The following is a 24,906-nucleotide window of genomic DNA, read 5'->3' as shown; positions in this document are numbered from 1 at the left end:
AGGGTCGCGTGCGGCCTTCGCGGCGCGCGGGACTCCCCGGGGCCCAGGAGGCCCCTGTGAGGCCACGGAGGGGCCGTTCCGGCGGTCCGGCGGAGGTGCTGTCATGAGTGCGGGAGAGCTGCTGGAGCGTTCGCTCGCCTACGCGCTGGGCAGCGTGGCGGAAGCGGGGAGTGCGGGGCTCGGCAGGGGGACGCCCTGCGCCGAATGGGATCTGGGGGACCTGCTGGGCCATCTCGACGACTCCCTGGACGCGCTGTACGAGGGGCTCACCGGTGCGCGGATCGGGCTGTTCCCGCACGCCGACCGGGTCTGCGGCTTCCGGTCACGTGCGCGTGCCGTGCTCGGCGCGTGGGCGGCCGGGCCGCCCGAGGACGTGCTGGTGGGTGAACGGCCGCTGGACGTACGGGTGATGGCCGCTGTCGGCGCCGTCGAGATCACCGTGCACGGGTGGGACGTGGCCCGGGCGTGCGGGCAGCGGCGGCCCATCCCGGACGGCCTCGCGGCCGAACTGCTGTCCGTCGCCCGGTGCGTGGTGGGGGAGGAGGACCGGGGCGTGCGGTTCGCCGCACCGGTCGCCGTGCCGTCCTGCGCAGAGCCCGAGGTCCGGCTCCTCGGCTTCCTCGGGCGCCGTTCCTAGGGCTTGTCGAACCCCGCCCGGCCCCTTTATAGTCGTAACGACTATTAGTCATTCTGACCATAAAGGGGGCGGGTGCGAGTGGACTACGACAAGTACGCCCACGAGCCCTTCGCCGTCACCGTCGATCTCGCCGTCCTGACCGTCGCCGAAGGCGCGCTGCACGCGCTGCTCGTGGAGCGGGGACAGGAACCGTACGCCGGACGATGGGCGCTGCCCGGCGGGTTCGTGCACCCGGACGAGTCCGCGGAGACCGCCGCGCGGCGCGAACTCGCCGAGGAGACCGGCCTGTCGGACCTCTCCGGGCTGCACCTGGAACAGCTGCGGACCTACAGCGACCCCGACCGCGACCCACGCATGCGGGTCGTCTCCGTCGCCTTCGCGGCGCTGCTTCCCGACCCTCCCGAGCCGCACGGCGGCAGCGACGCGGCCGAGGCCCGCTGGGTGCGCTACGACGAGACAGGGTCGCTGGCCTTCGACCACGACCGGATTCTGGCCGACGCCCACGACCGCGTCGGCGCCAAGCTCGAATACACCTGCCTCGCCACCTCCTTCTGCCCGCCCGAGTTCACCCTCGGCGAGCTCCAGCAGGTGTACGAGACCGTGTGGGGGACCGCCCTCGACCGGCCCAACTTCCGCCGCAAGGTGCTCGCCACGCCCGGCTTCGTCGAAGCCGTTCCCGGCGCCGCGCGTCTGACCGGCGGCCGCGGGAAACCGGCCGCGCTCTACCGCGCGGGACCGGCCACCACCCTGCACCCCCCTCTCCTTCGACCGTCCCCGGAAGGACGCCCCGCATGACCACGATCCTCACCAAACGCGCCGCCACCGGAACGCTCGTCGGTCTGGCCCTCGGGGACGCCCTCGGCTTCCCGACCGAGTTCAACAGCGTGCCGTCGATCCTCGCCAAGTGCGGGCCGTGGCGGGAGATGCAGCTGTCGACACCGGCGATCGTCAGCGACGACACACAGATGACGCTGGCGGTGGCGAGGGGGCTGCGGACGGCGATGGACCGGGGGGTGCTCGGGTCCGACATGGCCGAGCCGGTCCGCCGGGAGTTCATCGCGTGGAACCGCTCCCCGGAGAACAACCGCGCCCCCGGCAACACCTGCCTCAGGGCGTGCGACCTGCTGGAGCGCACGGATCTGCCCTGGCAGGACGCCAGCCAGATCGGCTCCAAGGGCTGCGGCGCCAACATGCGCGTCGCTCCCGTCGGACTCGTCCCCGGGCTCAGCGACGAACAGCGCGCCGGTGCCGCCCAGTTGCAGGCCGCGCTCACCCACGGGCACCCGACCGCGCTCGCCGCGTCCGACCTCACCGCACGTGCCGTACGGCTGCTCACGCGGGGGGCCGAGCCCGGTGAACTGGTCGGGATGCTGCGGTCGTACGCCGAGGCGAACCGGGGCCGGTACCACCAGCGTTGGCTCGGCGACCTGTGGACACGCAGTCAGGACCCGACGTCCGGGCAGTTCATCGCGCGCGGCTGGGACGAGTGCCTGGCGATCCTCGACCGGCTCGACGACGCCGTGCGCACCGCCTCGCCGGAGGAGGACCCGTGCCTGGCCACCGGGGCCGGCTGGATTGCTGAAGAGGCCCTGGCCACCGGGCTGTTGTGCTTCCTGCAGTTCCCGGAGGAGCCGCTGACCGCTCTGCGCCGGGCCGCCTGCACCTCCGGCGACTCCGACTCGATCGCCTGCCTGACGGGCGCCTTCGCAGGCGCCCACCTGGGTGCCGAGGCATGGCCCGTGGAGTGGGCCGACCGGATCGAATACGGCAGCGAGCTGGTGACCCTCGGGGCGCTCTGGGACGCCTGAGCGCCGGGCCGTCCGCTAGGCGAGCTGGATCGAGTCCCCGCTGACGGTGATCTGCTGCTCCGGCAGCGGCTTCGCCGCCGGCGGGTTGGCCACCGAGCCGTCCGCGATGTTGAACTTGCTGCCGTGGCACGGGCAGTTGATGGTGCCGCCGGACACGCTCGTCACCGCGCAGCCCTGGTGGGTGCAGATGTTCGAGAAGGCCTTGAACTCGCCCTTTTTCGGCTGTGTGACGACGACCTTCTCGTCCTTGAAGATCTTCCCGCCGCCGACCGGGATGTCGCCCGTCCTGGCCAGTTCGGTGCCGGCCGACGCCTCCACCGAGCTGGACCCGGAGTCACTGTTGCCGCCGTACTGGCCGCAGCCGACGGTCAGCGCGGTGGCGCCCGTCGCGAGAAGGGCCGTGCGTCGCGTCGGGCTGTGCGTCATGTCGTCACTCCGAAGGTGCGGAAGAACCAGAGGGCCGAGGTCAGCCAGAGGATCGTGAGCGCGCTGAAGACGAGCCCACCGATGATCGGCAGCAGCCAGCCGGGAAGTCGCTCCGAGCGGAGCAGCAGCATCTTGGCACTGAAGACACCGAAGAAGAAGCAACCGAAGAGGGAGTGCCACAGAACGCGTGATTCGTACGACTGGAAGCCCAGCGCGTACAGACAGTGCACCGCGACCGGCACCGCGACGAGGAACGCGACGCGACCGGACCAGCGGTGCAGGGTGGAGGACCAACTCGGGCCCGGCAGCTTGCCGTAGACCATCAGGGCCGAGACGAGCTGCACGATCGCGAAGAAGAACGCGACCGTCGCGAGCCACGACTTCACCGCGCCCGTGCTGCTGAAACCCGCGAGATTGAAGGCCGTCCCCGTCGGGTCGTGGACCTTGCCGTAGGCGCCCAGGGCGACCGCCACCGCGGCGGCCACGAGGGCGGGGATCAGATAGCGGGCCGGGCCGGGGCGGCGCTCGGGTTCGGGTGCGGGCCAGCTCTGGGTGGCCGCGTTCGGGTCGACGGTCATGATCGGCTCCCTCGGGCGAAGGTCAGGGGTGTACCGGGCGGGCCGTGAGCTGCTGTCCGTCGACCGTCACCGCACCGGTCTCCGGGTCGATCTCGGGTGCCGCGGACCGCTTGCCGTCGCGCGTGAGGATGCCGACCTGCTCGCCCTTCGGCAGGACGATCCAGCCGCCCTCGATCTTCGCGCCGGCCACCGTGCTGTTCGCGCGGTACAGGCCGGACGGCTTCTTCGCCCTGTCCACGGTGAAGGCGTAGCGTCCGTTGCCGACGCCCGCCGTGCCGCGGATCTCCTTGACGCCCTTCACCGCGGCGTCCAGGCGTGCGCCGCCCTTGCCGGTGAGGTGCAGGCTGCCGTCGTCCTTCACGTCGCCCTGGAGCCACGACTCGATGTTGTGGCCGTCACAGACGTACGCGATCGCCTTGTCGTCGCGCACCGTGATCGCGACGGCTGAGGAGTCGTCGTCCGTACGGCCCGCGTAGACCCCCTCCTGCACAGGTGTGCGGGACGGGGACGGGCTGGGCGGGGCGGACGATTTCGGTGGTGCGGTGTTCGGTGACGCCTTGGTGCCGGGTGACGGCTTCACGGACGCCGATGTCGGCTTCTCTCCCGTGGTGGCGTTGAGCGAGAGCATGAACAAGCCGACCAGCAATCCCACAAGCAGTGTGAGCAAGGGTCCGGAACGCTTCATCTAAGGGGCCTCCCCCGAGGCGAGTTTCCTGTTATCAGAGCGGACGTGCGGCTCCTAGTCCAGAGGCGCACGGGCATGTTTTCACCCCAAGTAGCGGAACTGCGACATTCGGGTGACATTGACACGGTCGGACATCGGAAACGGCCGCCGGAGTTGCCACCGGGACGCGCGTCTCACGGGGCGGGCGCCGCCCACCCGTCCCGCACGGCCTGACTAGGCTGGATGGACAGGAACCGAACACCAGCAAGGAGCAACGCCGTGGCGGTACGAGCGGTCCGGGGCGCCGTCCAGCTCGAACAGGACGAGGCCGGCCACATGGACGAGCAGGTCGGGGCGCTGCTCACCGCCATCATGGAGCGGAACGAGCTGACCGCCGACGACCTGATCAGCATCTGGTTCACGGCCACGCCCGATCTGCACAGCGACTTCCCGGCCGCCGCCGCCCGCAAGCTGGGCATCGTGGACGTCCCGCTGATCTGCGCCCAGGAGCTCGACATCGAGGGCGCCATGCCCCGGGTCGTCCGTGTTCTCGCGCACATAGAGTCCGACAGGTCCCGCGCCGACATCGCGCACGTCTACCTCGGCGCCGCGGCCGCCCTGCGCAAGGACATCGCCCAGTGAGAACCGCGCTCGTCATCGGCACCGGGCTCATCGGCACCTCCGCGGCACTGGCGTTGGCCGGGCGGGGCGTCACCGTGCACCTCGCCGACCACGACCCCGAGCAGGCGCGAACCGCGGCCGCGCTCGGCGCCGGCACCGACGAGACGCCCGAGGGGCCCGTCGACCTCGCGATCGTCGCCGCGCCGCCCGCGCACGTGGCCGCAGTGCTCGCCGACGCCATGCGGCGCGGTGCCGCTCGCGGGTACATCGACGTGGCCAGCGTCAAGGGCGGCCCACGGCGGGAGCTGGAGGCACTCGGGCTCGACCTGTCCCCGTACATCGGCACGCATCCGATGTCCGGGCGGGAGAAGTCCGGGCCGCTGGCCGCCAGCGCGGATCTCTTCGAGGGCCGGCCCTGGGTCCTGACGCCGACCCGGGACACCGACACCGAGGTGCTGAATCTCGCACTGGAGCTGGTCTCGCACTGTCGTGCGGTGCCGGTGGTGATGGACGCCGACGCCCACGACCGCGCCGTGGCGCTCGTCTCGCACATGCCCCATCTGGTGTCCAGCATGGTCGCCGCGCGGCTCGAGCACGCCGAGGAGGCCGCCGTACGGCTGTGCGGTCAGGGGATCCGGGACGTGACCCGGATCGCCGCGTCCGATCCCGCGATGTGGATCGACATCCTCTCCGCGAATCCGGGCCCGGTGGCCGATCTGCTCACCGATGTCGCCGGTGATCTCGAGGAGACGGTGCGGGCGCTGCGGGCGCTGCAGTCCGCGGACGAGGCCAAGCGGGGCGAGGGCGCCTCCGGGGTCGAGGACGTGCTCCGGCGTGGGAACGCCGGGCAGGTGCGGGTGCCGGGCAAGCACGGGTCCGCTCCCCGGGCGTACGAGGTCGTGGCCGTGCTGATCGACGACCAGCCGGGGCAGCTGGCCCGGATCTTCGCGGACGCGGGGCGGGCCGGGGTCAACATCGAGGACGTGCGGATCGAGCACGCGACGGGGCAGCAGGCCGGTCTCGTGCAGCTGATGGTGGAGCCGCAGGCCGCGCCGGTGCTGTCGGCCTCGTTGCGGGAGCGGGGCTGGGCGATCCGGCAGTGATCCGCCGGATCATCCGCCTGTAAGACGGGCCCCGGGGAGCCAGTAACCTTGTCCGGGGCACAGTCACGCCCCCACACCACCCGCCACACCGCACCCGAAAGGTGTCCCCCCGTGGAAAACGGCGTCGCCCGGCCCGTGATCGTCGCCATCGACGGTCCCTCCGGCACCGGCAAGTCGAGCACGTCGAAGGCTGTCGCCGCACAGCTGGGCCTCAGCTACCTGGACACCGGCGCCCAGTACCGGGCGATCACCTGGTGGATGGTGACCAACGGGATCGACATCGAGGACCCGTCCGCGATCGCCGCCGTCGCGGGGAAGGCGGAGATCGTCTCCGGCACCGACCCGGAGAAGCCGACGATCACGGTCGACGGTGTGGATGTGGCCGGTCCGATCCGGACCCAGGAGATCACCTCCAAGGTCAGCGCCGTGAGCGCCGTGCCCGAGGTGCGGACCCGGATCACCGAGCTCCAGCGGTCGCTCGCGGCCTCCGCCGAACAGGGCATCGTCGTCGAGGGGCGGGACATCGGTACGACCGTGCTGCCCGACGCCGACCTCAAGGTCTTCCTCACCGCCTCCCCGGAGGCCCGTGCCGCCCGCCGCAGCGGGGAGCTCAAGGGGGCCGACGTCAACGCCACCCGTGAGGCCCTGGTCAAGCGGGACGCGGCCGACGCCGGCCGCAAGACCTCGCCGCTCGCCAAGGCGGACGACGCGGTCGAGGTGGACACCACCGAGCTCACCCTCGCGCAGGTCATCGAGTGCGTCGTGACCCTGGTCGAGGAGAAGCGGGCCGGGAAGTGACTGCTCCCTCCGAAAAGGGCGCCGAAGTAGGTCGGCGCATCGGCGTCGGCCTGATGTACGGGCTGTGGAAGCCGCGTGTCCTCGGCGCATGGAAGGTCCCCGCGGCCGGCCCGGTGATCTTCGCGGTCAACCACTCGCACAACATCGACGGCCCGATGGTCATGGGCGTGGCACCCAGGCCGACGCACTTCCTGATCAAGAAGGAGGCGTTCGTCGGCCCGCTCGATCCCTTCCTGACGGCCATCGGACAGCTCAAGGTGGACCGCTCGGTGGCCGACCGCGGGGCGATCACCCGGGCGGTCGACGTCCTGGCGGCCGGCGGCGTGCTCGGCATCTTTCCGGAGGGCAGCCGGGGCGAGGGCGACTTCGCCTCCCTGCGCGCCGGGCTCGCCTACTTCGCCGTCCGCAGCGGCGCGCCGGTCGTCCCGGTCGCCGTGCTGGGAAGCTCCGAGAAGCCGGGGCGGTTGTTGAAGGGGCTGCCGCCGCTGCGCAGCCGCGTCGACGTCGTCTTCGGCGACCCCTTCGAAGCGGGCGACGGCAGCGGGCGGCGTACACGCAAGGCACTCGACGAAGCGACCGAGCGCATCCAGAAGCAGCTCAGCACCCACTTGCAAAACGCCAGGCGCCTCACCGGGCGCTAGGCGACACTGAGTAGTGGATCGACCCGGCCCGAGGGCCGGACCGGTCCACCGATCACCACGATGAACGAGGTACGGACTTCATGAACGACCACATCCACTCCGAGGGCTCTTCCGAAGAGCAGGACCACGGAGCGCTTGGCGACGCCGAGTACGCGGAGTTCATGGAGCTCGCCGCGGTAGAGGGCTTCGACGTCGAGGACGTCGAAGGGGCCATCGAGGCCGCCGGTCACGGGCCGCTGCCCGTGCTGGCCGTCGTCGGCAGGCCCAACGTCGGCAAGTCGACTCTGGTGAACCGCATCATCGGGCGCCGCGAGGCCGTCGTGGAGGACAAGCCCGGCGTCACCCGCGACCGCGTCACCTATGAGGCCGAGTGGGCGGGGCGGCGTTTCAAGGTCGTCGACACCGGTGGCTGGGAGCAGGACGTCCTCGGGATCGACGCCTCGGTGGCCGCGCAGGCCGAGTACGCGATCGAGGCCGCCGACGCTGTCGTGTTCGTCGTCGACGCCAAGGTCGGTGCCACCGACACCGACGAGGCGGTCGTACGGCTGCTGCGCAAGTCCGGGAAGCCGGTCGTGCTGGCTGCCAACAAGGTCGACGGCCTGAGCGGCGAGTCCGACGCGGCGTACCTGTGGTCCCTGGGCCTCGGCGAGCCGCACCCCGTCTCCGCGCTGCACGGCCGGGGCACCGGCGACATGCTGGACGCCGTCCTGGAGGCACTGCCGGAGGCGCCCGAACAGACCTTCGGCACCGCCGTCGGCGGGCCCCGCCGCATCGCCCTGATCGGCCGCCCGAACGTCGGTAAGTCCTCGCTGCTGAACAGAGTGGCCGGTGAGGAGCGGGTCGTCGTCAACGAGGTGGCCGGCACCACCCGTGACCCGGTCGACGAACTGATCGAACTCGGCGGTGTCATCTGGAAGTTCGTCGACACGGCCGGTATCCGCAAGCGGGTCCACCTGCAGCAGGGCGCCGACTACTACGCCTCGCTGCGCACCGCCGCCGCCGTCGAGAAGGCCGAGGTGGCGGTCATCCTGATCGACGGCTCCGAGTCGATCTCGGTCCAGGACCAGCGGATCGTCACCATGGCCGTCGACGCGGGCCGTGCGATCGTCCTCGCCTACAACAAGTGGGACACCCTCGACGAGGAGCGCCGCTACTACCTGGAGCGGGAGATCGAGACCGAGCTCGCCCAGGTGGCGTGGGCGCCCCGCGTCAACGTCTCGGCGCGCACCGGGCGCCACATGGAGAAGCTGGTTCCCGCGATCGAGACCGCGCTCGCGGGCTGGGAGACCCGCGTCCCGACGGGCCGCCTCAACGCCTTCCTCGGCGAGCTGGTCTCCGCCCACCCGCACCCGGTCCGGGGCGGCAAGCAGCCGCGCATCCTCTTCGGCACCCAGGCCGGCACCAAGCCGCCGCGGTTCGTGCTCTTCGCCTCCGGCTTCATCGAGGCGGGCTACCGGCGTTTCATCGAGCGCCGGCTCCGCGAGGAGTTCAGCTTCGACGGCACTCCGATCCACATCTCGGTGCGGGTGCGCGAGAAGCGCGGCGCCAAGAAGAAGTGACGCAGACATGAGGAAGGGCGGCCCCGCCCGGGGCCGCCCTTCCTCATGTCTCAGAGCCCTCGGCGAGGGCCGGGCGGCAGCGCCGCCGGGACGTGGTGCATCCCCGTGTGCTGCTGCCCGATGTGTCCCACCCGCTGCCACTGCGACTGCTGCCGGGCGCTGAACGCCCCCGCGCTGTAGGCACTGTACGAGCTGCTGAACGAGCCCGAGGCGTGCGGAATGTTCCCGAACGCGGTGAAGCCCAGCTCCTCCTCGCCGCTGCGGTCACCCGGCAGCGAACGGAAGGTCTTGACGTACTCGGAGTAGAGCGCGTCGTAGATCGGCGTGGCCGATTGTCCGCCGGAGAACCGGCGCGGAGCGTCGTATGGGTGCACGTATGTCCAAACGACAGCACGTACCAAGGGATGCGGCCGACATGGGGCTTTCGCGAGGGATGCCCCGTACTGACGCCCGCCGGACGGCGGTTCGTCCTGGCCGCTCAGGTGCCCGCCAGGGGCATGGCCGCCGCGACCAGTTTGCCGTTCGCCGCCGCCTTGTCGAGCGCGCCGCGCAGCAGGTCCTCGCGGGGCTGGCGCCCGATCGAGCCCGCCGGTGCCGCGAACATCAGCACCTGCTGGTGCTTGTTGGCGGCGGCCCGCCAGCTCTCGGTGACCTGGAGCGGCTGGTGCGCCTGCCACCAGGCCACCGGCTGACCGCCGTTCGCCGACGGCTGGAGCACCGCGTGCAGCTGGCCCACCGCGAGCAGCACGGACCACCCGTGCAGCACCGACGGAACCGACTCGATCGCCGTCAGCGGCATGAACCCCTGCTCGATCAGCAGCGGCAGGAAGTCGTCGCCGAGCCCCGTCTCCCCGGGCCGCACGATCGGGCCGGTCGGCTCCACGACCAGCGCCGGGTGCAACTCCCCGGAGATCAGGACGAGTCCGCTGGTCACCCCGAGCACCGCCTGTTCGGGTACGACCCGGTCCGGATCCAGGTCGACGGTGTCGCCGGTGATGGACTTCACCGCCCCCTGGAGCTGCTCCTCGGTGACCTGGACGACCTGCGAGGGCAGGCAGCTGGCGTGGGCGAAGGCCAGGACGGCCGTCTCGTCGCCGATGAACAGGACGGTGCTGGTGCGCTCCTGTTCGGAGTCGCCCTGGGTGCGGCAGGACGTGCAGTCGTAACTGCCGGGGGCGTTTTCTCCGGCGAGCAGCCGGTCGGCTTCTTCGTCGCCGATCTCGGCGCGTACCTCGTCGCTGACGTCGAGCATGCGCGGCACGGGTGACTCCCTCGGGATGTGGTGCGTGGCGGGGCCGGGTGGCTCCCGGTCCGTGAACCGGGCGGGTCCCGGGCTCATGAAGAAGACAACGGGTGATCTGTGGCGGGAGTCACGCTCCACGGCGAACGGAATCGAACCATTGACAGCGCAGGGTCACAGCTGGTGCGGAATCCGCCACGCATGATCAATTCCTGGGAGAACCAGGAATGTTGGTTGCGTGTGGACGGGTCCCGGATCGTCAGGGCGACTGGCCGGCACATCATGAAATCGAGGGCCGTCCCGGTCGCGGTCGCAGCTCCGCCGCCTCTCCGCCGAACACGACCGTGCCGCGCCGCAGTTCGTACACGATCGCCCTCGCGCCGTGCAGCGCGGGCGGCAGCCGTTGTTCGGCCACGACCACGCACGCGTCCAGAGCGGCGAGGAGTGCGTACGTGCGGGCCGCGACCGCGGGAGACATGCCCTGGGCGGGTTCGTCCACGAGGACCACGCGCGCGTCGGACAGCAGGGCGCGGGAGATCGCCAGCATGCGCTGCTCGCCGCCGGAGAGGGTGCCCGCCCGGCGGGGCAGCAGCGGGGCCAGCTGCGGGTAGGCGTCCAGGGCCGGGTCGGGGGCGGGGGCGGCGAGTTCGAGGTTCTCGCGGACGGTGAGGGAACCGAACACCGCCTGGCGCTCGGGGACCAGGCACATCCCGCTACGGGCCCGCTCGTACGCCGGTACGCGCGTCACGTCCACGCCGTCCCACACCACCGCGCCGCCGGACAGTGGGACGGTTCCGGCCAGGGCGCGCAACGTCGTCGTACGGCCCGAGCCGTTGCGGCCCAGCAGAACGGTGAGGCCGGGACCCGGGGCGGTGAGGGTGATGCCGTGCAGGGCCTCCAGAGGGCCGTAGCGCACGCGCGCCTGGCGGAGGGAGATGGCCGGGACGGCTGCTGTCATACGGCGGTCTCCCGGGCGTCGAACGAGTCCAGCACCTGGGCCGGGGGGCCGGAGGCGATGATGCGGCCCGCGGTCATGACATGCACGACGTCCGCGAGGTCTGCCACCAGGTCCAGGTCGTGCTCGATCACGAGGAGGGCGGTGCCGTCGGCCGCCAGGGCCTTCAGGACGCGCGCCAGCGCGGTCACCTCGGCGGTGTCCAGGCCGGCGGCGGGTTCGTCGAGGAGCAGGACGCCCGGGGTGCCGGCGAGGGCTCTCGCCAGTTCGACCCGGCGGAGGGTGCCGGTGGGGAGGCCGGCGGCGGGCGCGTTTCGCAGGGGGCCGTCGAGGGCGAACAGTCTCAGTGCGCGGTCCGTTGCGGCCGGGTCGGTGATGTGGCCCTGCTCCGCACCCACCTGGATGTTCTCGGCGACCGTCAGGGTCGGGAAGACGGCGAGTTGCTGGAAGGTGCGGGCGATGCCGAGGCGGGTGCGGGTGTGGGGGGACAGGCGGGTGATGTTCCGGTCGCCGTAGCGGACTTGGCCTCGGGAGGGGCGCAGGGTTCCCGCCAGGCAGTGGAAGAGGGTGGATTTCCCGGCTCCGTTCGGGCCGATGATCGCGGTGATGCTGCCCGGCTGGACGGTGAGGTCGACTCCGTCGAGGGCGGTGAAACCGTCGTAGCGGGCCCGGAGGTTGTGAGCGGTGAGGACTGCCCGGCGTCCGGCCGGGTGCGTGCTCTCACCCGCACCGTCCCGGCGCGTCCGGTGGTCGGGTGCGGGTGGCCCCGACGGGGCTGAGGCGCCGCCGGCGGGTCCCGGTGCGGGGGGTCGTCCGGGGCGGGGTGGGTGGGGTTCGGTCGCGGACGGATCGGTCTGGCGGGGCGCGCTGGATTCGGGTTCGCCGGTCTCGGCCTTGCGGGGTTCGGTGTTGTCGGTGTTCGTCCGGCGTGGTGGGTCGGGGTTGACGCCGCTGGTGTTCGTCCGGTGTGGCGTGCTGGGTTCGGTGTTGTCGGTGTTCGTCAGGTGGCGTGGGCCTGGTGCGGTATCGCCGGTGATCGCCCGGTGGGGCGTGGCGGGTTCGGTTGTGGGGGTGGTCGGGGGAGCGGTGCTCTGAGGTGGTGGGCGCAGGTGGCTGCGGGCTCGGAGGCCTGTTGCTGTCAACGTCGGGTGCCGTCGGGGTCGCAGTCTGCGGATCGCCTCGTAGGGGCCCCCGGGGAAGCGGCCCACCAGCACCGCCAGAACGCCGATCAGCGCCGCCGCCACCCCGCCTCGCGCACCCGCGTCCAGGCCGACGAGCAGGGCCGCCGCGGCGAGGGCGCCCAGGGTGCTGTCGGCGCCCATGACCACCACCGCCGCGAACCAGAGCAGGCCGCGGACGGGGTCGTAGGCGGCGGGGTCGAAGGCGCGGAGGCCCATGCCGAGCATTCCGCCGCCCAGGGCGGCCAGGGCGGCGCCCGCCACGAAGGCGAGGAGCTTCAGGGAGCGGATCCGGACGCCCGCCGCTGCGGCGCCGGACTCGTGGTCGCGCAGGGCGGCCAGTGCTCTGCCCGTGCGGCCCCGGCGCAGCACACGGGTCGTCAGGAGGGCGAGGGCCAGCAGGGCCAACTCCAGGACGTAGTACGCGCGGTCGCCCTCGAAGCCGGCCGGTCGGTCCAGGGACAGGCCCGACGTGGCGTACGGCTGGGCGAAGACGAAGCGGCTCACGCCGACGCCGACCGCGAAGGTCGCGAGGGCGAGGGCCAGGCCCTGACGGGTGATCGCCGGCCAGCCGGTCAGGAGGCCGAGGGGCGCCACCAGGACCACCGCCACCGCCAGGGCGGCCAGTTCCGGAAGGCGGGGCAGGCCCGGGAAGCGGCCCGCCGCGAGGAGGGAGGTGAAGAGGGCGCCCAGGCCCGCGTACGCCGCCTGGCCCAGGGAGATCTGGCCGCCCCTGCCCGTCACGACGACCAGGGAGAGCAGTACGACGCCCAGCGCCGGGACCTGGACGGAGGTGTGGAGGTCCGAACCCGCGAAGCCCAGGGGCAGCAGGAACAGCACCGCCGCGACGATCCACGCGCCCTGAGGCGTCGACACGCGCGCGGTCGCCGTGCGGGGGAGCGCGTCCCGGGTGCCGATGCGGGGGAGCGCCAGGGCCGCGATCAGCAGGGTGACCACGAAGAGGTTCGCGCCGACCGCCTGGAGCAACGGTTCGGCCCAGCCGGACGGGTGCAGTCTCGTCAGCTGGCTCTGGGCCACCCCGACGCCCAGCGCGACCACCACGGCCACCGGCAGGCTCCGCATCCGCGCGGCCACCGCGACCGCGACCACCTCCATGACGAGCAGGGGCAACCCGTACGGGTCCAGGCGGACGTACGGGGCCAGCAGGACGCCCGTCAGGCCCGCCGTGAACGACCCGAAGGCCCAGCCGGCCGCAGCCACCCGGTCCGCGTCGATCCCGCCGAGGACGGCCAGTTGCCGGTCGTCCACGACGGCCCGCAGCTCCCGTCCCAAGCGCGTCCAGCGGATCACCGCGCCCACCCCCGCGGCCAGGACCAGGGCGACCGCCAGCTGTCCCCACGGGTCGGCCGACACCAGCTCCGGAACGTCGTCACGGGCGCCCTGGCCCCACACCAGCGCGGCTCCGCCCACGAGCAGCACGAAGACACCGATGGAGGCCACCAGGGTCTGTGCCGGATCGCCGCCGAGGACGGACAGGGGCCGGAAGACGAAACGCTCCAGCAGCACGCCGAGCGCCGGTGCCAGGAACAGGAGAGTCATCGCGGCCCCCGCCCACAGCGGCCAGCCCCACCCGACCACGCACTGGCGCAGCACGTACGCGCACACCATGGCGATCGCGCCGTGCGCGAAGTTCAGCACCCCGGTCGCGCGGTACGTCACGATCAGGCCGGTCCCGGTGAGTGCGGCCGCGCTGCCGACCGACAGCCCGGCGAGGGTGAGGTCGTAGGTCAGCGAGGACATCAGTCGGTTTCCTCGACGGGTTCGCAGATGGGGCACGGGCCCAGTTCGCCGCTCGCCAGGAGCTTGGCGTCCACCGGGACCGACTCCACCTTCCCGGCGACCAGCGGGCAGTCCGCGCGGTGCCAGAGGGTGCCGCCGGGCACCATCAGCAGGTCCCCGCTGACCGCCAGGGGCGCGATGACCGCCGTGTCGGACTCCTCGGCGTCGGCGGGGTCCGCGGCGACCAGGAGGCCGTACAGCTCCTCCACGCGCGCGGTGGCGAGCGCGCTGCGGCCATGGGCGAGGAGCACCGCCCCGGCGACGATCAGCGCGGCACCGGGCACCGTGCAGGAGGCCAGGTAGGGCAGTTGCCGCTCGGCGTAGCGCTCGCCCGAGACGCCGTACCAGCCGAGGACGCACAGGACCGCGCCCGCGGCGAGCGCGGCCCAGCCGGTCCACAGGACGGGGTGCGCGGTCCGCAGTCGGGCTGTCCGCATCTGTGGCTCCCACATGTCGCGTGCCTGTCCATGTCAGCCAATCTTTTGCACTATGCCTTCTGGAAGCCGACCCTGAAAGCTCCGGGCGCACTCGGTCCGGACCGACACCCGGTGGTGAGCCAGATGGTTCTCGGGAGCGACCGCAAGCGGGCGAACGGCAGCCGGGGGCTGATGGCGGTGGGGTTCGTCCTCGCCGTGGCCCTCACGGCGTGCAGCGACGACAGCGGTGGCGGCAGCGACAGCCCGCCCCCGACGCCCACGGTGGAACGGACGACGCTGTCGCCCACCCCCTCCCCGAGCGGACCCGCCGACCGCGCGGCGGCCGAGAAGGAGATCAAGGAGAACTGGCGGAAGTTCTTCGACCCGAAGACCTCGACCAAGGACAAGCAGGCCGTCCTGGAGAACGGCGAGCAGATGGGTCCGGTGCTGCAGGCCTTCAGCGGCGACCAGCGGGGCGGTCAGGTGGAGGCGAGGGTCACTAAGGTCGAGTTCACGAAGCCGACCGCGGCGACCGTCACGTACACGCTGCTCCTGAACGGGGCCACCGCCCTGCCCGACGCCTCAGGAACGGCCGTCGAACAGGACGGCGCCTGGAAGATGTCGGTCAACACCCTGTGCGCGCTGGTCCAGTTGAGCGGCAATGCCACGGCGTCGGCTCTTCCGGGCTGCTGAGGCCGCCGCCGCGGTCCTGCTGCTCGTGGTGGGCACGGCGTGCGGCAGCCGGCTGCCGGAGAGCGACTTCGGGCACGGGGAGCGGACGGCGCCCGGCCAGGACGGCGCCCCGATCCGGGTCGGCATCATCACCAGCGTCACCAGTCCGGTCGGCGGCAACGCCTTCACCGGCCCGCGTGACGGCGCCAAGGCGTACTTCGAGCGTCTCAACGCGCGCGGGGGCGTCGACGGCCACAGGGTCGAGGTGCGCGAGTGCGACGACGGCGGCAGCGGGGTCGGCAACAACGCCTGTGTGCACCGGCTGATCGACGAGGACAAGGTGGTCGCCCTGGTCGCGACCACCGCCCTCGACTACGCGGGCGCCTCCCGCGTGTCCCGCGCGCGCGTGCCCGACATCGGCGGCCAGCCCATCGGGTCCGCCTACGACACCTGGCCGCACCTCTACGGCGTCTACGGCAGCCTCGCGCCCCGCGAGGGCACCACCGGCTGGGGCGGGAACCAGTACGGCGGCACCGAGGTCTACCGCTACTTCAAGCGCGAACACGGGGCCCGTACGGCCGCCGTCGTGTCCTACAACCAGGCCGCGTCCGCCGCCTACGCCCGGCTCGTCGAGCAGGGACTGAAGGCCGAGGGCTACGAGGTCGTCACCGAGCAGGTCGACTTCGCGCTGCCCAACTTCCGTGCCGTGGCGGCCGACCTCCGGGAACAGGGCGTCGACCTGGTCTTCGACGCCGTCGACAGCCACGGCAACGCGAAGTTGTGCGAGGCGATGGACCGGGCCGGCGTCCAGGTCACCGCCAAGGTCACCAACGTGCAGAACTGGACGTCCACCGTCCCGGACGACTACAAGGACGCCCCGCGCTGCCGCAACGCCCTGTGGGCGACCGGGTCCAGCCGGAACTACGAGGACACCGGCAACGCGGCCGTACGGGAGTTCAGGGACGCCACGAAGGGCCTGAAGACGCACTCCCAGTGGCAGTTGGAGGGCTGGGCGGCCGCGATGTGGTTCACGGACGCGGCGAAGTCCTGCGCGGCACGGGGCATCACGCGCGCGTGCGTCGACGCTTTCGTGAACCGCAGCCGGGGCTACACCGCGGACGGTCTCCTCGTCCCCGTCACCTTCGAACGCCTGGCCGATCCGCCGGCGTCCCGCAGGGCCTGTCTGTCGGTGGCCCGCTGGGAGGACGGCCGGGGCTGGGTCTCCCAGGGCGACATGGACAGCACCTGCTTCGACGTCCCGCAGCTGCCCTACCGGCAGTGAGTCACGCGCGCGTGCAGAGGCAGTGAACCGAAGAACTCCCTGACGTCACCGGCCGGCAGCTCGGGGACCTCCAGGGCGGCGAAGTGGCCGCCGCGGTCGAACTCCGTCCAGCGGGTGACGGTGTTGGCCCGCTCCGCCCAGCGGCGGATCGCCACGTCCTCGCCGAAGTCGGCCACCGCGGTCGGCACCCCCGAGGTCGCCGCCCTGGGCGCCGTAGCGTTGAGGGCGGCCTCGTGCTTGCGCCAGTCGTAGGCGCCCCGCCAGTAGGCGGCGAGATCGTGGAGATACGGCAGGGAGGCGCCGTACTCCCAGCCGGCGCCCGGGAGTTCGTCGGGCCGGCGGGTGAGGTCCAGCCGGGTGTGCAGATCGTCGAGCTGTGACTCGGGGATGGCGATCCGGAAGGGACGGGTCTCGCGAGTCTCGCCGGTCTCTGTGGTCGCGCCGTTGTCTGCCATGAGTCCAAGGCAGGAAGGTTTGCGGACAGGAGCTGTCCGCGATGGCTGGCAGACTCGGCATCATGTTGGAGACCTCGGCACGACTTCTGCGCCTGCTGTCGCTTCTGCAGGCCCACCGCGACTGGTCCGGCGCGGACCTGGCCGAGCGCCTCGGCGTCACTTCGCGCACCGTCCGCCGGGACGTGGACCGGCTGCGCGAGCTGGGCTACCCCGTCAACGCCAGCCCCGGCACCGGCGGCGGCTACCAGTTGGGCGCGGGCGCCGAGCTGCCCCCGCTGCTCCTGGACGACGACGAGGCCGTCGCGGTCGCCGTCGGCCTGCGCACGGCCGCGGGACAGGGCATCGAGGGCATCGGTGAGACGTCGGTGAGGGCCCTCGCCAAGCTGGAGCAGGTCCTGCCGAGCCGGCTGCGCCGCCGGGTGGGTGCCCTGAACGCCTTCACCGTGCCGATGCTGCGCGACCCGAGGCCCTCCGCCGTCGACCCGGGCGTCCTCACCGAGCTCGCCAACCTCTGCCGGGACGCCGAGCGCCTGCGCTTCGAGTACAGCGACCACGGGGGCACCCCCAGCCGCCGTACCGTGGAACCGCACCGTCTGGTGTGCAGCGAGCGGCGCTGGTACCTGGTCGCCTGGGACCTGGACCGCGAGGACTGGCGGACCTTCCGCGCCGACCGGATCACGCCCAGACCGCCGCACGGGCCCCGTTTCACGCCGCGGCCCCCGCCCGCCGAGGATCTCGCCGCGTACGTCTCGCGAGGTGTCTCCACGCGCGCGTACGCCTCGCACGCCGTCGTACGGCTGCTGGTGTCGAAGGAACAGGCCGCCGAGCGCGTCTCGCCGAGCGCCGGGGTGCTGGAGGAGGAGGGGCCCGACAGCTGCATCCTGCGGACCGGCGCCGCGAGCCTCGACGTGATGGTGATCCATGTGATGCTGACGGGCTTCGAGTTCGAGGTGCTGGAGCCGGACGGGCTGACCGAGGCGATCAGGACGGCGCACGGCCGGCTCGGTCGTACTTTGGCCCGGGCCGCGGAGCCGGGGCCGAGTACTCCGGGGGCTCCCGGTGGACCGCACCGGCGTCATGAAGTCCTGCCGTGGCGGCCGGGGGGCGTAGGGGGGTTCTGTGCTGGAACCGTGTATTTCTTATGCGGCGTCAGCTTCCGTGGCACTGTCCGGAATCTACGGGCAAAGGGGTCCTGACCACTTCTCCGGCAAGCCTTCTCGCAGGTCATTCCGGGAAGTCGTACGGCGCGCGGGAATTTCGTTCGAATACCCGTGGAAGGGCTGGGGAAACGCCCGTCCGTGTGACACAGCGCTAGGGAAGCCGGCGTCGTGATCCTGTGACAGAAGCGTGACAGGAGGGGAGCGGGACCCGTACTTCCCCGGTCGCCGGACAGGGCCTAGCGTGGCGCCATGGCACCCATTCCCACACCCTCCGCCGAACCCGACGACAGCCCGGACACGTACGTCGGCCTCGACTCCGACTCCGCCGAGCGGCTCGCGCGCGAGCGGGGCTGGCCGACGGTCCGGTCGTTGCCGCCGGGCGCGATCATCACGATGGAGTACCGCGCGGGCCGGCTCAACTTCGAGGTGAAGGACGGCCGCGTCGCGCGGGCCTGGAAGGGCTGAGAGCCGCCGTACGACGACGAAGGCCCCGGTTCCCTGTGAGGGAGCCGGGGCCTTCGCGCGGGGTGGTGGTGCGTACCTGCCCCGCTGGTCCGAAGGGGGAGGTCAGCCGCCCGGCACCGGCCGGGTGGACTGAGACGGCGTGCCGCGCACGACGCGGTCCGGATGCGGCGGGCGGCGGCTGCCGACCGGGGTGACCGGGGTGCGCTCCGAGCGGCTCGTGTGCGGGCCCTGGGCCAGATAGGCCGGTGACCTGGTGATATGTGCCGGTGCGGTGGCCTCGCGGGCCGCCGTCTCGTTCTGCGGGGCCGTGAGGGGCTTGAGCCGGGCGGGCGCGGCGACGGGGGTGACCGGAGCGGGGGCCTTCACGCCGCCGCGGGCCCGCCAGCGGTCGCGCAGGTCGAAGGCGTAGTCCTCGGTGCGGGCGATCAACGGCTCGAACCAGGGCAGTGCGAGCAGGATCAGCAGACCCGCCACCCAGCCCAGCACGACGTCGCTCAGCCAGTGCGTACCGAGGTAGACGGTGGCCATGCCCACACCCAGCGAGGTCACCGCGGAGATCGCGGACAGCCAGCGGCGGGCTGCCGGGGTGGAGGCCAGATACGCCAGGATTCCCCAGGTCACCACGGCGTTAGCGGTGTGACCGCTGGGAAATATATCCCCGCCGAGACCCATCTCGTTCGAGCCGATGACGGTCGCGTAATGCGGCCCGAGCCTTCCCATGCCGTACTTGGCGGCGCCGACCGTGATGTTCAGCAGCAGCAGGGACGCGCCCAGGGTCAGCAGCGGGCGCAGGGTGTGCTGCCGCCAGGAACGCCAGCCCAGCCAGGCCGCGACCATCACCGCGGTGGGGCCGCGCTGGCCCAGCACCACGTAGTAGTCGACGAACCAGTGGATCGAGGCCCACTGCTGGTAGGGCCGGAAGAACATGACCTGCCAGTCGAGGCGGACCAGCCACGAGGTGGTCACCACCAGCCATACGATCGTCAGGTAGAAGGCCAGGGCGGCGACGGCCAGGACGGTCCGGTGCCGGCTCGTCCTGGGCACGCTGAGGTGAGCCGGCCGCTCCCGCTCACGGTCCAGCCTGGCGAACACCCGGTCCAGACGGGTGGGGTTTCGTTCGGTACGCACTCAATCGACGTTACAGCGAGTGAGCTCTGTTCCCTGTCGAATCAACGGCTTTGTGATGACGATGTGATGTGGGATTCCTCTCAGGCGGCCGTTTATTCCGGTGATTCCGCAAAGGCGGGCGGCTGCGCCCTTCAATTCCTTTGATCATTCCGGGTCCGGTTTTATGGCCCTTATGAATTCGTTCACCGAATCATGGGGTGGAATTCGTCCGGCGCTCATGGGTGTTCCGCGTTCGGTCAGGGCGGACCGGAGCCGTTCAGCCAGAACGCGCCGTACAGGGCGGACGCGGTGGCGATCGACGCCACGACCACGACTGACCTGCGCGTACGTGCACGGGACAAGGCCAGGGCGAGGGGGAGCAACAGAGGGAAAGCGGGCATCAGCAGGCGCGGTTTCGAGCCGAAGTAGCTCGACGCGCACAGGGCGAGCGCCGTGACGACCCCCGCGTACACCAGGAGCGGCAGCGGCTGGCCCTGCCGCACACAGACGACGTACAGCCACACCACCATCCCGACCCCGACGATCAGCCCCGCTCCGGCCAGGGCCGACGGGAACGACGTGAACTTGTCGGCCACGAAACGCGCGAAGGCGTACCCGCCGTCGAATCCGTTGCGCCAGCCCGCCTGGACGTCGAGGTAGCCGAGCGGCCCCCCGCCGGTGCGGTGCCCGACCCACAGGACGTAGGCGGCGGTGCCGGCAGGGGCCAGCGCCAGGCCGAGGGCGCGGCGCAGGGACAGGGCGGAGGTGTCCTCGACGTCGGCGGCGGTATCCGCCCGGTTCCGTACGAACGCGGCGGCGATCCCCGCCGCCCACACCGCCGCGACCACCGCGATCCCCACCGGCCGGGTCAGACCCGCCAGGCAGGCCAGGGCGCCCGCCGTCACCCAGCGGCCGGTCAGGACCGCGTACAGCGACCAGGCCGCCAGCGCGGTGAACAGCGACTCGCTGTACGCCATCGACTGGACGATCCCGACGGGCAGAACGGCCCACAGGAGGACCGCGCAGACGCCGGCCCGGCGGCCGTACACGTGGTCCGTCACCGCGAAGACACCCCAGGCCGCGGCGAGCGAGGCGAGCAGGGAGACCGCGAAGCCGGCGTCGGCGTACGACAGCGGGGTCACCGCGGCCAACAGCCGTTCCAGCCACGGCAGCAGCGGGAAGAACGCCAGGTTCGAGTGCACGTCCCCGTCGGGCAGTCGCACCTCGTAGCCGTAACCGAGTTCGGCGACCCGCGTGTACCAGAGCGCGTCCCAGCGGGCCGTCAGCAGCGTGTACGCGCTCTTGTCGCGGGCCGCGCTCCACAGGGCCAGGGCGATCAGGCCCAGGGCGCGTACGGCCGCGTAGCCGAGCAGCGCCGGGGCGGCTCGGCGCAGGGCCGGTTCGGTGCGCGTTGCAAGATCGGTCACGGGCCCGATTATCGACCGCGCGCCGAACCGGCGTGTCCGCAGGGGCACGGAGAGGGGGTGCGGAAAGTGGTGTACGCCACACGTGTCGAGTCCGGAGTGTGAGAGGTCCGCCACTGGGCCGACGTACGAACTCGCGTACGCTGACGTGTCACCCGCCGTTCGCTGCGCGGGCCGGAGACTCCGCTCCTCTCCGGCCGAGATCACGGGGAGTCCCCACCCCGTGCCCCGCCGAACGCGAGGGAACATCTGGGAGGTACGTGCATGTCCGGGACGACCACGGCCGCCGCAGCGCTGCGCCGCCGGGCGGCCGGGGCCGGTGCCAACCGCTGGGTCGTCCTCGTCGTCCTCTGCGTCAGCCTGCTCCTGGTCGCCCTCGACGCGACCGTGCTGCACGTGGCGGTTCCCGCCGTCACCGAGGACCTCAAGCCCGGCGCGATGCAGCTGCTCTGGATCGTCGACGTCTACCCCCTCGTCTGCGCCTCGCTGCTGATTCTGTTCGGCACGCTCGGCGACCGCGTCGGCCGCAGACGGGTCCTTCTCCTCGGCTACGGCCTCTTCGGCGTCGCCTCCGGTCTCGCCGCCCTCGCGGACACCGCCCAGGTGCTGATCCTCGCGCGGGCGCTGCTCGGCGTCGGCGGCGCGATGATCATGCCCGCGACCCTGTCGATCCTCCGCCAGGTGTTCCCGGACCGGCGGGAGCGGGCGCTCGCGATCGGCATCTGGAGCGCGGTCGCCGCGGTCGGCGCGGCGGTCGGACCGCTGCTCGGCGGCTTCCTCCTGGAGCACTTCTGGTGGGGCTCGGTCTTCCTCATCAACATCCCGTTGATGCTGATCAGCCTGCCGGTGGGCCGCCTGCTGCTGCCCGAGTCGAAGGGCAGCGCGCAGGGCCCCTGGGACGTCGTCGGCGCACTGATGGCCGCCGCCGGCCTGTTCGGCATGGTCCTCGGCGTGAAGCGGCTCGGCGGCGCCGAGTTCGACGCGTTCACCGCGGTGCCGCTGATCGTCGGTGCGGTGCTGCTCGTCCTCTTCGTACGACGGCAGCGCCGGCTCACCCATCCCCTGGTGGACCTGCGGATGTTCGCGCGCCCGGCGTTCAGCACCTCGGTCTGCTGCATCGTGCTGGCGATGCTCGCGCTGGTCGGCCTCGAACTGATCGCGGCGCAGTACCTCCAGCTGGTCCTGGACCTCTCCCCGCTGCAGACCGGGCTGCGGCTGCTGCCTCTGACCGTCGCGGCGATGGCCGCGGGGCTGGCCGGGGCGCGCCTGCTGCGCAGGTTCGGGCCGCGCCGGATGGTCAGCGTCGGGTTCTGCCTCACCGCCGTGGCCGTGCTGCTGCTCACCGCGATGGACGAGGCAGACAACACGGGGCTGCTGCTGGCCGGGTTCGTCCTGCTCGGGTTCGGGCTGGAGACGACGCTCTTCGGGGCGTACGAGTCGATGCTCAGCGAGGCGCCGCCGGAGCAGGCGGGCGGGGCCGCGGCGATCGGCGAGACCTCCTACCAACTGGGTGCGGGCATCGGGATCGCCCTGCTCGGCAGCGTCATGAACGCGGCCTACGCGCCCGGGCTCTCGGGCGTGCCCGGCGTCCCGGAGTCGGCGTCGAAGTCGGCGGGACACTCCCTGGGCGAGGCCTACGACGTCGCCGGACGCCTGGGCGGATCCCCGGGCGAGGCCCTGCGCCGGGCCGCCCGGGACTCTTTCGTGCACGGGCTGCACGTGACCTTGCTGGTGAGTGCGGGGTTGTTGCTGCTGGGCGCGGTGATGGCGCTGCGGCTGCCGCGTGCGATGCAGTGCGGTGAGTCCTCGGCGGCGGTGGAGCTTCCGGCGCCCCGGGAGGTCGGGAAGGTCGGCGAGGTCGCGCAGCCCCGCGTCTCGGCGTGACCGGCGCTCTGGCTGTGCGGGACACCGCGCTGTACCGTCGGCCACGGAAGTTTAATTAGCGGTGCTAGTTTCGAGGCGCCGCCCGCTGGAGCCCGTCTGCCGGAGGATGTGCCATGCCCCCGTTCGACCCCGCCGACCCCCTCGGCATCGACGACCTGCTGGACCCGGAGGACCTGGCGATCCGCGAGACCGTGCGGACCTGGGCCGCCGACCGCGTCCTGCCCTACGTCGCCGACTGGTACGAGAAGGGCGAGCTGCCCGGGATCAGGGAACTGGCCCGTGAGCTCGGCGGGATCGGCGCCCTCGGCATGTCCCTGGACGGATACGGGTGCGCCGGCGCCTCCGCCGTGCAGTACGGACTCGCCTGTCTGGAGCTGGAGGCCGCCGACTCCGGGATCAGGTCCCTCGTCTCGGTCCAGGGCTCCCTCGCCATGTATGCCGTCCACCGCTTCGGCAGCGAGGAGCAGAAGCAGACCTGGCTGCCCCGCATGGCCGCCGGTGAGGTCATCGGCTGCTTCGGGCTCACCGAACCCGACCACGGCTCAGACCCCGCAGGCATGCGGACGTACGCCAAGAGGGACGGCACGGACTGGGTCCTGAACGGGCGCAAGATGTGGATCACCAACGGGTCGGTCGCCGGGGTCGCCATGGTCTGGGCGCAGACCGAGGACGGGATCCGCGGGTTCGTCGTGCCGACCGACACGCCGGGCTTCTCGGCGCCCGAGATCAAGCACAAGTGGTCCCTGCGGGCCAGCGTCACCAGTGAGCTCGTCCTCGACGACGTGCGACTGCCCGCCGACGCGGTGCTGCCGGAGGTCGTCGGGCTGAAGGGCCCGCTCAGCTGTCTGTCGCACGCCCGGTACGGCATCGTCTGGGGCGCGATGGGGGCGGCACGGTCGTGCTTCGAGACCGCCGTCGACTACGCCAAGACGCGGGAGCAGTTCGGGCGGCCGATCGGCGGCTTCCAGCTCACCCAGGCCAAACTCGCCGACATGGCGGTCGAACTGCACAAGGGAATTCTGCTCGCCCACCATCTGGGGCGGCGCATGGACGCCGGCCGCCTGCGTCCCGAGCAGGTCAGCTTCGGCAAGCTCAACAACGTCCGCGAGGCCATCGAGATCTGCCGTACGTCACGGACGATCCTCGGTGCCAACGGGATCTCCCTCGAATACCCCGTCATGCGGCACGCGACGAACCTCGAGTCGGTGCTGACGTACGAGGGCACCGTCGAGATGCATCAGTTGGTGCTGGGCAAGGCACTCACCGGGTTGGACGCCTTCCGGTGATCCCTGCCTGGGGCAGGGCCGGCGAGCGGCCCTGCCTCAGCTCTGGTTGAAGAAGCCGTCCGTGCGGTGCTGCGCGGGATCGCCGTTCACGATCTCGGTGTTGGCGGGGGTCAGCAGGAACACCCGGGTGGACACACGCTCGATGGAACCGCGCAGCCCGAAGATCAGCCCGGCCGCGAAGTCGACGACCCGCTTGGCGTCGCCGGCCTCCATCGCGGTGAGGTTCACGATGACGGGGACCCCGTCACGGAACAGTTCGCCGATGGCCCGTGCGTCCCGGAAGCTGTCCGGGGTCACCGTGCCGATCCGGCGGCCCTTCTCCTCGGCGACATCCGTGGCCACCTTGACCCGCGGGTCGGTGACCCAGGCATCCCCGGGCTGTTCGGTCCCTTCGGAGTATCCGTCGTCGTCGTAGTAACGCTCGTCTTCGTTGTCGTCAACGAGGCCCAGCCAGGCGCTCGCTTTGCGCACCGATCCCATGGACGCCTCCTCTCACAGCGGTCTTCTCTTGCTTCTGTTTCCCTATGGTCATCCATGATGCGGATCGCGCGCCAAGTGAATAGCCGCCGCGCGGGGGGTTTGTGACGGTACTGGTGCACAGCGAATCCGTCGAGAGCCCAGGTACCCCAAGGCTCGCATCCCATACGGCTGCTGACTGTGAGTGAAATATGATTCTTCACGGCGTATGGGTGATGGACGGAGCGTACGGGTGAACGGGCGGCCGGTACGATGCCGCCGCCCAACACC

The 24,906-nt window shown here is 71.7% G+C and carries 24 protein-coding genes and 2 pseudogenes; 14 read left to right on the top strand and 12 right to left on the bottom strand.

Annotation, left to right across the window (positions count from 1 at the left end; all coding sequences use genetic code 11):
- Window positions 1-103: 103 nt before the first annotated feature.
- The 3 genes from OHT57_RS11290 to OHT57_RS11280 all read left to right on the top strand — a co-directional run bounded on the left by OHT57_RS11290 (window position 104) and on the right by OHT57_RS11280 (window position 2,445).
- Window positions 104-637 (top strand): TIGR03086 family metal-binding protein, encoded by a 534-nt coding sequence (locus OHT57_RS11290; protein ID WP_328746013.1) that lies wholly within the window; start codon window positions 104-106, stop codon window positions 635-637.
- 78 nt (window positions 638-715) lie between these two features.
- Entirely contained in the window at window positions 716-1,432 is a 717-nt protein-coding gene (locus OHT57_RS11285) for an NUDIX hydrolase (protein WP_328746012.1), read from the top strand.
- On the top strand, window positions 1,429-2,445 hold the full coding sequence (locus OHT57_RS11280) for an ADP-ribosylglycohydrolase family protein (protein WP_328746011.1): 1,017 nt from the start codon (window positions 1,429-1,431) through the stop codon (window positions 2,443-2,445). The genes OHT57_RS11285 and OHT57_RS11280 overlap by 4 nt, the downstream gene beginning before the upstream one ends.
- A 15-nt stretch (window positions 2,446-2,460) precedes the next feature.
- Here the strand turns inward: OHT57_RS11280 and OHT57_RS11275 are convergent, their stop codons facing one another.
- The 3 genes from OHT57_RS11275 to OHT57_RS11265 are packed head-to-tail and all read right to left on the bottom strand — an operon-like array spanning window position 2,461 to window position 4,134.
- Window positions 2,461-2,871 (bottom strand): Rieske (2Fe-2S) protein, encoded by a 411-nt coding sequence (locus tag OHT57_RS11275; RefSeq protein ID WP_328746010.1) that lies wholly within the window; start codon window positions 2,869-2,871, stop codon window positions 2,461-2,463.
- On the bottom strand, window positions 2,868-3,449 hold the full coding sequence (locus tag OHT57_RS11270) for a DUF6529 family protein (RefSeq protein WP_328746009.1): 582 nt from the start codon (window positions 3,447-3,449) through the stop codon (window positions 2,868-2,870). Before OHT57_RS11270 ends, OHT57_RS11275 begins: the two co-directional genes overlap by 4 nt.
- A gap of 22 nt (window positions 3,450-3,471) precedes the next feature.
- The gene (locus tag OHT57_RS11265; RefSeq protein WP_328746008.1) at window positions 3,472-4,134 is read right to left on the bottom strand and encodes a hypothetical protein; all 663 of its coding nucleotides are present in this window, start codon (window positions 4,132-4,134) and stop codon (window positions 3,472-3,474) included.
- Between the two features lie 258 nt (window positions 4,135-4,392).
- On the opposite strand from OHT57_RS11265, the gene aroH reads away from it, so the two are divergent.
- From aroH to der, 5 genes are all read left to right on the top strand, one after another.
- Window positions 4,393-4,755, top strand: a complete 363-nt coding sequence (gene aroH / locus OHT57_RS11260; RefSeq protein WP_328746007.1) for a chorismate mutase — start codon at window positions 4,393-4,395, stop codon at window positions 4,753-4,755.
- Window positions 4,752-5,837 (top strand): prephenate dehydrogenase, encoded by a 1,086-nt coding sequence (locus tag OHT57_RS11255; RefSeq protein ID WP_328746006.1) that lies wholly within the window; start codon window positions 4,752-4,754, stop codon window positions 5,835-5,837. Before aroH ends, OHT57_RS11255 begins: the two co-directional genes overlap by 4 nt.
- 111 nt (window positions 5,838-5,948) lie before the next feature.
- Window positions 5,949-6,635: a (d)CMP kinase gene (gene cmk, locus OHT57_RS11250; protein ID WP_328746005.1), complete on the top strand. Its 687-nt coding sequence runs from the start codon at window positions 5,949-5,951 to the stop codon at window positions 6,633-6,635.
- A 53-nt stretch (window positions 6,636-6,688) separates the two neighbouring features.
- A complete protein-coding gene (locus OHT57_RS11245; RefSeq protein ID WP_328753171.1) occupies window positions 6,689-7,276 on the top strand; it encodes a lysophospholipid acyltransferase family protein in 588 nt (195 codons plus the stop codon).
- A gap of 80 nt (window positions 7,277-7,356) precedes the next feature.
- Window positions 7,357-8,835 (top strand): ribosome biogenesis GTPase Der, encoded by a 1,479-nt coding sequence (gene der / locus OHT57_RS11240; protein ID WP_328746004.1) that lies wholly within the window; start codon window positions 7,357-7,359, stop codon window positions 8,833-8,835.
- A gap of 50 nt (window positions 8,836-8,885) precedes the next feature.
- Here the strand turns inward: der and OHT57_RS11235 are convergent, their stop codons facing one another.
- From OHT57_RS11235 to OHT57_RS11215, 5 genes are all read right to left on the bottom strand, one after another.
- Window positions 8,886-9,209, bottom strand: coding sequence for a hypothetical protein (locus tag OHT57_RS11235; RefSeq protein ID WP_328746003.1), 324 nt, complete (start codon window positions 9,207-9,209; stop codon window positions 8,886-8,888).
- Between the two features lie 104 nt (window positions 9,210-9,313).
- Entirely contained in the window at window positions 9,314-10,096 is a 783-nt protein-coding gene (locus tag OHT57_RS11230; protein WP_328746002.1) for a hypothetical protein, read from the bottom strand.
- A 259-nt stretch (window positions 10,097-10,355) separates the two neighbouring features.
- Complete coding sequence (locus OHT57_RS11225) at window positions 10,356-11,033, bottom strand: ABC transporter ATP-binding protein (protein ID WP_328746001.1); 678 nt, start codon at window positions 11,031-11,033, stop codon at window positions 10,356-10,358.
- Window positions 11,030-13,969, bottom strand: coding sequence for an ABC transporter permease subunit (locus OHT57_RS11220; protein ID WP_328746000.1), 2,940 nt, complete (start codon window positions 13,967-13,969; stop codon window positions 11,030-11,032). The genes OHT57_RS11225 and OHT57_RS11220 overlap by 4 nt, the downstream gene beginning before the upstream one ends.
- On the bottom strand, window positions 13,969-14,445 hold the full coding sequence (locus OHT57_RS11215; RefSeq protein WP_328745999.1) for a hypothetical protein: 477 nt from the start codon (window positions 14,443-14,445) through the stop codon (window positions 13,969-13,971). Before OHT57_RS11215 ends, OHT57_RS11220 begins: the two co-directional genes overlap by 1 nt.
- Window positions 14,446-14,568: 123 nt before the next feature.
- On the opposite strand from OHT57_RS11215, the gene OHT57_RS11210 reads away from it, so the two are divergent.
- Both OHT57_RS11210 and OHT57_RS11205 read left to right on the top strand, forming a co-directional pair.
- The gene (locus OHT57_RS11210) at window positions 14,569-15,117 is read left to right on the top strand and encodes a hypothetical protein (protein ID WP_328745997.1); all 549 of its coding nucleotides are present in this window, start codon (window positions 14,569-14,571) and stop codon (window positions 15,115-15,117) included.
- Window positions 15,086-16,378 (top strand): ABC transporter substrate-binding protein, encoded by a 1,293-nt coding sequence (locus OHT57_RS11205; protein ID WP_328745996.1) that lies wholly within the window; start codon window positions 15,086-15,088, stop codon window positions 16,376-16,378. Before OHT57_RS11210 ends, OHT57_RS11205 begins: the two co-directional genes overlap by 32 nt.
- 218 nt (window positions 16,379-16,596) lie before the next feature.
- Here OHT57_RS11205 and OHT57_RS47425 read toward each other — a convergent pair.
- Window positions 16,597-16,833 (bottom strand): annotated as a pseudogene (locus tag OHT57_RS47425) (epoxide hydrolase N-terminal domain-containing protein); the annotation flags it as partial.
- A 62-nt stretch (window positions 16,834-16,895) separates the two neighbouring features.
- Between OHT57_RS47425 and OHT57_RS11195 the strand changes: the two are divergent.
- Together OHT57_RS11195 and OHT57_RS11190 are read left to right on the top strand one after the other, a co-directional pair.
- Window positions 16,896-17,894: pseudogene (locus OHT57_RS11195) on the top strand (helix-turn-helix transcriptional regulator); the annotation flags it as partial.
- A 348-nt stretch (window positions 17,895-18,242) separates the two neighbouring features.
- Complete coding sequence (locus OHT57_RS11190; RefSeq protein ID WP_328745992.1) at window positions 18,243-18,458, top strand: I78 family peptidase inhibitor; 216 nt, start codon at window positions 18,243-18,245, stop codon at window positions 18,456-18,458.
- A 102-nt stretch (window positions 18,459-18,560) separates the two neighbouring features.
- Here OHT57_RS11190 and OHT57_RS11185 read toward each other — a convergent pair whose 3' ends face one another.
- A complete protein-coding gene (locus OHT57_RS11185) occupies window positions 18,561-19,586 on the bottom strand; it encodes a phosphatase PAP2 family protein (RefSeq protein WP_328745990.1) in 1,026 nt (341 codons plus the stop codon).
- A 236-nt stretch (window positions 19,587-19,822) separates the two neighbouring features.
- The gene (locus tag OHT57_RS11180) at window positions 19,823-20,992 is read right to left on the bottom strand and encodes a mannosyltransferase family protein (RefSeq protein ID WP_328745989.1); all 1,170 of its coding nucleotides are present in this window, start codon (window positions 20,990-20,992) and stop codon (window positions 19,823-19,825) included.
- 261 nt (window positions 20,993-21,253) lie between these two features.
- Between OHT57_RS11180 and OHT57_RS11175 the strand changes: the two genes are divergently transcribed.
- Both OHT57_RS11175 and OHT57_RS11170 read left to right on the top strand, forming a co-directional pair.
- Window positions 21,254-22,873: an MFS transporter gene (locus OHT57_RS11175; RefSeq protein ID WP_328745988.1), complete on the top strand. Its 1,620-nt coding sequence runs from the start codon at window positions 21,254-21,256 to the stop codon at window positions 22,871-22,873.
- Window positions 22,874-22,986: 113 nt separating this feature from the next.
- Window positions 22,987-24,159: an acyl-CoA dehydrogenase family protein gene (locus OHT57_RS11170; RefSeq protein WP_328745987.1), complete on the top strand. Its 1,173-nt coding sequence runs from the start codon at window positions 22,987-22,989 to the stop codon at window positions 24,157-24,159.
- A 36-nt stretch (window positions 24,160-24,195) separates the two neighbouring features.
- On the opposite strand, the gene OHT57_RS11165 is transcribed toward OHT57_RS11170, so the two are convergent.
- Window positions 24,196-24,639 (bottom strand): cell division protein SepF, encoded by a 444-nt coding sequence (locus tag OHT57_RS11165; RefSeq protein WP_328745986.1) that lies wholly within the window; start codon window positions 24,637-24,639, stop codon window positions 24,196-24,198.
- Window positions 24,640-24,906 lie beyond the last annotated feature (267 nt).

It is taken from the genome of Streptomyces sp. NBC_00285 (assembly GCF_036174265.1).
GTDB lineage: Bacteria > Actinomycetota > Actinomycetes > Streptomycetales > Streptomycetaceae > Streptomyces.
The sequence above is the reverse complement of the archived record's forward strand: the minus strand, read 5'-3'. Positions and strand labels throughout refer to the sequence as shown.

Excerpts from the sequence above, each read along its gene's own strand:
- der (WP_328746004.1), top strand. The coding sequence starts at position 7,357 with ATGAACGACCACATCCACTCCGAGGGCTCTTCCGAAGAGCAGGACCAC.
- OHT57_RS11280 (WP_328746011.1), top strand. The coding sequence starts at position 1,429 with ATGACCACGATCCTCACCAAACGCGCCGCCACCGGAACGCTCGTCGGT.
- OHT57_RS11210 (WP_328745997.1), top strand. The coding sequence starts at position 14,569 with ATGGTTCTCGGGAGCGACCGCAAGCGGGCGAACGGCAGCCGGGGGCTG.
- OHT57_RS11225 (WP_328746001.1), bottom strand. The coding sequence starts at position 11,033 with ATGACAGCAGCCGTCCCGGCCATCTCCCTCCGCCAGGCGCGCGTGCGC.
- OHT57_RS11175 (WP_328745988.1), top strand. The coding sequence starts at position 21,254 with ATGTCCGGGACGACCACGGCCGCCGCAGCGCTGCGCCGCCGGGCGGCC.
- OHT57_RS11265 (WP_328746008.1), bottom strand. The coding sequence starts at position 4,134 with ATGAAGCGTTCCGGACCCTTGCTCACACTGCTTGTGGGATTGCTGGTC.
- OHT57_RS11190 (WP_328745992.1), top strand. The coding sequence starts at position 18,243 with ATGGCACCCATTCCCACACCCTCCGCCGAACCCGACGACAGCCCGGAC.
- OHT57_RS11220 (WP_328746000.1), bottom strand. The coding sequence starts at position 13,969 with ATGTCCTCGCTGACCTACGACCTCACCCTCGCCGGGCTGTCGGTCGGC.
- OHT57_RS11205 (WP_328745996.1), top strand. The coding sequence starts at position 15,086 with ATGCCACGGCGTCGGCTCTTCCGGGCTGCTGAGGCCGCCGCCGCGGTC.
- OHT57_RS11165 (WP_328745986.1), bottom strand. The coding sequence starts at position 24,639 with ATGGGATCGGTGCGCAAAGCGAGCGCCTGGCTGGGCCTCGTTGACGAC.
- OHT57_RS11270 (WP_328746009.1), bottom strand. The coding sequence starts at position 3,449 with ATGACCGTCGACCCGAACGCGGCCACCCAGAGCTGGCCCGCACCCGAA.
- OHT57_RS11290 (WP_328746013.1), top strand. The coding sequence starts at position 104 with ATGAGTGCGGGAGAGCTGCTGGAGCGTTCGCTCGCCTACGCGCTGGGC.
- OHT57_RS11170 (WP_328745987.1), top strand. The coding sequence starts at position 22,987 with ATGCCCCCGTTCGACCCCGCCGACCCCCTCGGCATCGACGACCTGCTG.
- OHT57_RS11245 (WP_328753171.1), top strand. The coding sequence starts at position 6,689 with ATGTACGGGCTGTGGAAGCCGCGTGTCCTCGGCGCATGGAAGGTCCCC.
- OHT57_RS11275 (WP_328746010.1), bottom strand. The coding sequence starts at position 2,871 with ATGACGCACAGCCCGACGCGACGCACGGCCCTTCTCGCGACGGGCGCC.
- OHT57_RS11215 (WP_328745999.1), bottom strand. The coding sequence starts at position 14,445 with ATGCGGACAGCCCGACTGCGGACCGCGCACCCCGTCCTGTGGACCGGC.